Annotated in this window: 11 protein-coding genes; 3 read left to right on the top strand and 8 right to left on the bottom strand. The window is 68.6% G+C overall.

What is annotated here, in order from left to right; translation table 11 throughout:
• Positions 1 to 342 (bottom strand): helix-turn-helix transcriptional regulator (locus K6I33_RS30070; RefSeq protein WP_229357705.1); only part of this gene is annotated, 342 nt, incomplete at its 3' end.
• A 218-nt stretch (positions 343 to 560) separates the two neighbouring features.
• Here K6I33_RS30070 and K6I33_RS30065 point away from each other — a divergent pair.
• Positions 561 to 1,238, top strand: coding sequence for a DUF4232 domain-containing protein (locus K6I33_RS30065; RefSeq protein WP_229357704.1), 678 nt, complete (start codon positions 561 to 563; stop codon positions 1,236 to 1,238).
• Between the two features lie 77 nt (positions 1,239 to 1,315).
• Here K6I33_RS30065 and K6I33_RS30060 read toward each other — a convergent pair whose 3' ends face one another.
• The 6 genes from K6I33_RS30060 to K6I33_RS30035 form a co-directional block, all read right to left on the bottom strand.
• Positions 1,316 to 1,552: a hypothetical protein gene (locus K6I33_RS30060; protein ID WP_229357703.1), complete on the bottom strand. Its 237-nt coding sequence runs from the start codon at positions 1,550 to 1,552 to the stop codon at positions 1,316 to 1,318.
• Positions 1,553 to 1,688: 136 nt separating this feature from the next.
• Entirely contained in the window at positions 1,689 to 2,153 is a 465-nt protein-coding gene (locus tag K6I33_RS30055) for a hypothetical protein (protein WP_229357702.1), read from the bottom strand.
• A 106-nt stretch (positions 2,154 to 2,259) separates the two neighbouring features.
• Positions 2,260 to 2,607, bottom strand: coding sequence for a DoxX family protein (locus K6I33_RS30050; RefSeq protein WP_229357701.1), 348 nt, complete (start codon positions 2,605 to 2,607; stop codon positions 2,260 to 2,262).
• Between the two features lie 104 nt (positions 2,608 to 2,711).
• The gene (locus K6I33_RS30045) at positions 2,712 to 2,900 is read right to left on the bottom strand and encodes a DUF397 domain-containing protein (RefSeq protein ID WP_308297348.1); all 189 of its coding nucleotides are present in this window, start codon (positions 2,898 to 2,900) and stop codon (positions 2,712 to 2,714) included.
• The gene (locus tag K6I33_RS36115) at positions 2,897 to 3,088 is read right to left on the bottom strand and encodes a DUF397 domain-containing protein (RefSeq protein WP_275126806.1); all 192 of its coding nucleotides are present in this window, start codon (positions 3,086 to 3,088) and stop codon (positions 2,897 to 2,899) included. Before K6I33_RS36115 ends, K6I33_RS30045 begins: the two co-directional genes overlap by 4 nt.
• A gap of 10 nt (positions 3,089 to 3,098) precedes the next feature.
• On the bottom strand, positions 3,099 to 3,950 hold the full coding sequence (locus K6I33_RS30035; RefSeq protein WP_229357699.1) for a helix-turn-helix transcriptional regulator: 852 nt from the start codon (positions 3,948 to 3,950) through the stop codon (positions 3,099 to 3,101).
• A gap of 266 nt (positions 3,951 to 4,216) precedes the next feature.
• Here K6I33_RS30035 and K6I33_RS30030 point away from each other — a divergent pair, with 266 nt between their 5' ends.
• Positions 4,217 to 4,663: an ATP-binding protein gene (locus K6I33_RS30030; RefSeq protein WP_229357698.1), complete on the top strand. Its 447-nt coding sequence runs from the start codon at positions 4,217 to 4,219 to the stop codon at positions 4,661 to 4,663.
• On the opposite strand, the gene K6I33_RS30025 is transcribed toward K6I33_RS30030, so the two are convergent.
• The gene (locus K6I33_RS30025; RefSeq protein ID WP_229357697.1) at positions 4,664 to 4,834 is read right to left on the bottom strand and encodes a hypothetical protein; all 171 of its coding nucleotides are present in this window, start codon (positions 4,832 to 4,834) and stop codon (positions 4,664 to 4,666) included. It abuts the gene before it with no gap.
• A gap of 97 nt (positions 4,835 to 4,931) precedes the next feature.
• Here K6I33_RS30025 and K6I33_RS30020 point away from each other — a divergent pair, with 97 nt between their 5' ends.
• On the top strand, positions 4,932 to 6,197 hold the full coding sequence (locus tag K6I33_RS30020) for a hypothetical protein (protein ID WP_229357696.1): 1,266 nt from the start codon (positions 4,932 to 4,934) through the stop codon (positions 6,195 to 6,197).
• Positions 6,198 to 6,235 lie beyond the last annotated feature (38 nt).

Below are 6,235 nucleotides of genomic sequence, written 5' to 3'. Positions count from 1 at the left end.
CCCGTCCCGCCCTGCGGGACGATCGCCCACAACCGGGGCGGCGTCGGCCTCGGACCCGTCGGCCGGGGCCGCGGCCCGGGCCGACGCCGCCTTCCGGCGGCGGGCCGCGTCCGCGAGAATCCAGTGGCGGTGCAGCGCGACGAGCTCCTCGGGCTTCGCCCCGCACGCTCTCGCGAAACGCTCCACCGGGGCGTACTCCGCCGGTACGGCGTCCCCGTTGCAGTAACGGTGAACCGTCGACGTACTCATGTGCAGCCGCTTGGCCAGCCCCGCGTAGCTCTGCCCGGAGCGGGACTTCAGTTCACGCAGCAGTTCGGCGAATTCCTCGGTCTCCTCGGCCATCGGCCGTGCCCCTCCCCATCCCGGGCCCGCGTTCCAGGGGAATGACATTTCCCCAGGTCAGAACGTGTGCCACCGTTCCATTTTCCCGGATCGATCGAACACCGTTGCGGTGGACGCGCCGGGCGCCGCAGGCTGTGAGGGCGACGAGCGGACAGGCCTTCGACCGGCCGCCGGATCACGTCATCGACCACCCACACCCCTGCGTACGGGAGACACCCATGACCACCGTCGGCCGTATCACCACCGCCGCCCTCGCGGCCACCGCCGTCATCACCATCGCCGCCTGCCAGGGCCAGAGCGTCGCGTCGAACCAGGTCAGCCCGGCCCCCTCCACCTCCGCCGCCGCCAAGGCGCTCGCGTCCCCGGACACGACCGCCGACTCCGGTGCTGCTGCCCGCCCGGGCGCCACCCACACCCCGGCCAAGGCCCCGGCCAAGACTCCGGCCGCGACCAAGAGCAAGGGCGCCGACCGCCTCGTCGCCTGCACGGGTGCCAACACCAAGACGACGGTCAACACCATCAGCCGCCCCATCAACCACCTGGCCCTCACCGTCACCAACACCGGCTCCACGCGCTGCGCCGTGTACGGCGCCCCCGCCCTCCTCTTCGACGAGGCCCAGGCCGCCACCCAGGTCGTGCGGGAGAGCGTGCCGCAGTCCGTCGTCATGCTGGAGCCGGGCCACTCCGCCTACGCGGGCATCCGCCTCTCGTCCGCCGACGGCAGCGGCGACCACGGCCGCACCGCCCGCAACCTCACGGTCCACTTCTCCGACCGCTCCGGCGAGGGCTCCACGGGCACCCCGGCCCACCTCACCCTCCCCAAGGGCACGTACATCGACGACTCGGCCGCCGTCACCTACTGGCAGTCGGACTTCCAGGACGCCATCAAGTGGTGAACGCATGCGGTCGAGCGCACGCATCAGGCCCAGGTCGATGACCTGGGCCTGGGCTTGAATCCGACGGGATCAGGGCTTCAGGGCTGGAAGCCGCCGTTGATCCAGTCCTGGAACAACTGCACACGCTCCGGCGGCCATGGCGGCTCGCCACTGTCGGGAGGCGGCATCGACCCGTTCGACACCTGGTCCAGCACGTCCTGGGCGTGGCCGGGATCGGACATGTAGCCGAAGTCGTCGAGCAGTACGCCGTATTCCCTCATGTGTGCGACGTCCATGTCGGTGAACAAGGGGCGGATGTCTCTGGAGAAGCTCACGGCCATGGTGTGTGACCCCCCTGACGACGACGGTGACATGACTGTCCATGCCGGACTTTCCATCCTGGAGCGGGTCGAACCATCCCACAGCGCAGGTTCAGCACAACGAGTGCGGCGGCGTGGAGAGCGACGGGCTCTATCGGTATGCCACGAACGCGTTGTACGCGTACAGGGCGACGAGGGCGACCACGCACACGATGACCACCCACGAGCCGAGACCGGTGTGCCGGCCCTGCCGCTTCCGGGGCCGCCGGGTCGGTACGGACCGCGCGGACCGCGCGGATCGCGCAGGGCGCGCGGGCCGCGCGGCATCGGCGGTGGTCTCGGCGAGGAGGCGCCGGCATATCGCGGCGAGTTCGCTCGTTCCGGCGCTGAGGCTCGCGACGGCTTCCGAACGGGCGGGGGCGGTTGTGCCGCCGTCGAGTATTCGTCCGGCGCGCAGCAGGATCTCGTCCCGGCCGCCGCTCGGAGCCATGCTGATCCACCGCTGCACATGCTCGCCCCGGATGACCACGCCGCCGCCCCGCTCGCGGTACACGACGTGCTCGCGCCACAGTAAGGCGGCCACTTCGCTCGCGGTCTCTCTCAGGCGCGTCCCCATGATTCCTCCCCCTTCGCCACGGTGCCGCGCGCGTCGAACGGTCCCCCGTGTGGTCATGCCCCCACGGTAAGTGACACCACTGACAATCCCCCGGCCGCCGGGACCGTCAGGCGTTCGCCCGCAGCACGAGGGACGCGATCACGGGGGCGGCGTACAGCAGGGGCATCGGTACGTGCGCGTACGAACGCGCCCGGACCACGGTGACGACCGCCCCGGCGAAGTACAGCACCAGCCCGACCCCGGCCAGCACGCCGATGGCCGGCACGGCCAGCCCGACGAGCAGGCCGACGGCCCCCGCGGCCTTGGCCGCCCCCAGCCAGGGCAGCCACGCTTCGGGCACACCGTACGCGGTGACCGACCGCACGATCGCCGGGGCGTGGAAGATGAACGTCCCGGCGGAGACGGCTGCCATGGCGGCGGCGATGACGGTCACGACGACGTAGGCGGTGGACATGGCGGCTCCCTCGTCCGGGCGAGTTCGTCTGATGTCCTGACTTTCCGCCCCGAGGTTGTTCAAACCGCCGACTTGGCGGGACTGGCCGGTCGTTCCGGGTGGGGTTAGCTTCGCCTGCCGGCCTTGATGTGGGTGATGAACGCTGTCATTCGGGCGGGGGATGTGGCGATCACGGTGCCGGGAGCTTCGCTCTCTCTCACCTGTATCAGCCCGGTCGTCGGGCGCATCTCCAGGCAGTTGTTGCCCCCTCCGCCGCAGGCGGATGAGCGCTGCCACGCGGGCTCTGGGCTCACTGCAAAGCACCTTCCTTGATGCGCGTGATCAGCGCACGCACCTCCGCGCGGGCTGCTGTGACGACGGCCTTCGGGACGTCGCTCTCACGTATGGCCACCGAGCCGTCGAGAGGTCTCAGCTCCACGCAACTGTTGTCCGGGCCCCCGCCCGAATACGAGGACTTCTGCCATGCGCGGGATGTATTCATGGCCTTGATCTCACGTTTCCTGGATCAGTTTGTGGATGAACTGCCGTGAACCGTCGACGCTTAGTGCTGTCTGCGTCAGGGTGGCGAACATGTTGCGGAACACGGACAGCAGCGCGTTGGCGCTGATGAAGCTACCGCCGAAGGCAGCGTCGATCTGCACGGTATCGAGCTCAGGGATGGGACCGAGAGCGTAGAACATCGACTGGGCTGTCCCGGTCAGGTCGTCGGTATCGAAGGGGATTACCAGCAGCTTCACACTTGGCCACTCCGCCACCTCCGCCAGGAACTCCAGTTGCGCTCGCTGCACAGCTCGGCCTCCGTACCGCATGCGTAGCGCGGCTTCGTGCACGATCGCCACAGTGTCCGGAGACGTTTTCCGGTCGTAGATTTGCCGTCGGCGGGTGCGATGCTCGACGCGCGCGTTGAGTTGGGCTTCCGGCAGCGCGGGGATCGCGCTGCCGAACAGCGCACGCGCGTAATCCTCGGTCTGAAAGATCCCCGGGACGTAGGTGATCTGCAGCAAGTGGAGCGCTCGGGCGTGGTGTTCCAGCTCCGATACATCGAGGAACCCTGGGGTGAGGAGCCCCCGGTACTGCTCCCACCATCCGCGCACGCGCTCGTCGGTCATGGCGCACAGCTCGTTGATGAGCCTGACGTTGCTCGCCTTGTAGTAGGAGGCGAGCTGGCGGATTCTGTCAGCGCTAACCCCCCATCGCCCGGCCTCGATATGGCTGATCTGCGCTGCCCCGCCGCCGAGCAGAGCTCCGGCTTCTCGCGTGGACAAGCCTGCCGCTTCCCGGAGCTTCCGTAGCTCGGCGCCCAACCGTGCCTGGCGGGCTGTCGGATTGCTTCTCGGCGGCATGGATCGCCCTCCGTTCGGTGCTTCCGAGTCTCGCGCGCAACCATCCCACAGGTCCACCAGCTGTCACCTATTCGTGTCTCAGCGTTGCAACGGTACAGCGTTGTGCCCTACGTTCTTCCGCACCGCGCATCCGCCGCAGGGGGATCCGAAGTGCAGCTACTGGCACGCAAGTTGAGGCCAAAGCTGGTGGCCGGGCCACGGACGGCGGCGGCGCGCGGAAGCGCAGACGCGCAGAAACATCGGCAACCCGAACAGGGAGGCGCCCCATGAGCTCCACCGTGCTCAACGACCCACGTACCGCGCCCTACTTCAACCCCGGAACGTTCTACGAACTGGCCGCACCGGCGACAGCCACAACCGCCCGTCTCGCCCGCCAGTTCGTATGCGGAACGCTGCAGGCCACCGGACACCCGTCCCTCATCGACGACGCGTGCGTCTGCGTCTCCGACGCCGTCGCGAACGTCGTCCAGCACGCCCGGGTGCCCGCGCTGTCCGTCGAAGTCACCGTCAGGCCCTACCGGGTGGTCGTCGCCGTGCGGGACGACGACCCGGTCAGGCGGCCGTACGGCCGGCTCGCCGCGAAGGCGGGCGACGAGCGGGGCCGGGGCCTTGTCCTCATGAACAAGCTTTCGCACGCCTTCGGCGTGAACCTCGTCTGGGACGGGCTGCACGTCATCGGCAAGCGCGTGTGGTTCGAGCTGCGGGAACGGTGATCACGGCGTGTGGCGACCGCCGCCGCGCCAGGTCGCGTAGAGCCCGGACAGGGACGCGGTGACGGTCGCCAGCGCGCCGGGCGAGACGCCCAGCAGTACAAGCAGGATCCCCGCCGCCAGAACGGCGAGGAAGACGATCAGATCGTGAACCCGCTTGCCGTCGTTGGTCATTGAGGCCCCTTCCCATGGTCGGTGGTGGTACGACTCAGGGTCGTCGGGGACGGATGTGCTGCGGCAGACGCAGCGGTGCTGACAGGCGGGTGGCAGCGTGAGTGAACTACAGGCGTTCGGGGAGGGGCTCTCGCCGGAGATGCGCGCGCTGGCGCAGGCGCTGCGCGATCTCTTCGCGGGGCTGGAGGTCTCCGAGCGGCGCTACGCGGCGCGCCGCAGCTACGACTCGTCCACGGTCTCCCGATACCTCAGCGGACAGCGCCTTCCGCCATGGGAATTCGCACTCAACCTGCTGAATGACGTTGCGGAAACGCGTGGCACAGTGCCGACGCCGGAGACGACGGAGATGTTGCGTGCTCTGCACAACGCCGCGCTCAGGGCGGGCAAGAGCCCTACGCACAGGGTGCAACTCCTTCAGGCGCAGCTCGCCGTGGCGGACGAGGACGCCCGCCGGGCCGCCCAGCGTGAACGGTGGCTTGAGGACACCCTCCGCGATCGCGAACACCGCGTCAGGGAGCTTCAATTGCAGATCGGCGGACTACGGGCCGAGTCCGACGTGGACGCCGACAGGGCGCGACTGATCGCCGAGATCCGGCAGTTGAAGGAGGAGCTGGAGGAGACGCGCGAAGCGCATCGGCAGGCGGAGGAGCGGTGCGAGCGGCTCGAACGGCAGCTTGCCGAGGCGGAGATGAGGGCGGGGCCCGCGAGTGAGCTGGTAGCCGCCGGACTCGTACCGCCCGGAACTCAGAACGTCTTCAACGGCCATGTGTACGTCAACAGCCCCGATCGCTGGGCGATCAACGAGGCGTACGCCGGATCGTTGACGGTCCGGTTCGCTGTTTTGTACAAGGAAAAGAACGATCAGGTCGTTCACAACGGGCTGGCCATCGATGAGAGAACGGTCGTGGTGCCGCGTACGTGGACCGTCGACGACGGTGTCGATCGACTGCTCGTTTCCTGGGATGGTGAGCGGGAGAACTTCGTCAGCGCCAGAGTCCTCGAATACGGGGACGCCCCGTTCAACCTGGTGGCGCTACGTCTTCGTGATCCACTGCCGGGCGACGCGCCGTCCTTCCACCTCGGCTCTCAGCCACCCCCCGCCACTCGACTGCTGGTGAACGGCTTCGCACACGAGGATGTGTACTCCTGCCTGCTCGAAGTCAAAGGCCAGTCGGGGCCCTGGTTGCGCGTCGAGGGGGAGCTCGTCCGGGGGCTCAACGGGGCGCCGGCGTTCCACGTCGGCACCGGGGAGCTGATCGGTCTCGTCGGTCCGCGGCTCAAGAACGAGGGATCGAAAGCCCACCTCATCCCCGCCGGCGCTCTCCTCGACTTCGAGTCCCTCGACCTCCGGACCGCCACCTGACGCGCGGAGTGCCCAGAGACCCCTGTCTCTTCTACCCA

Source organism: Streptomyces sp. UNOB3_S3, from assembly GCF_020740895.1.
Classification (GTDB): Bacteria; Actinomycetota; Actinomycetes; order Streptomycetales; family Streptomycetaceae; genus Streptomyces.
Note: the sequence above shows the minus strand (reverse complement) of the source record. Positions and strands in the feature narration are given on the sequence as shown.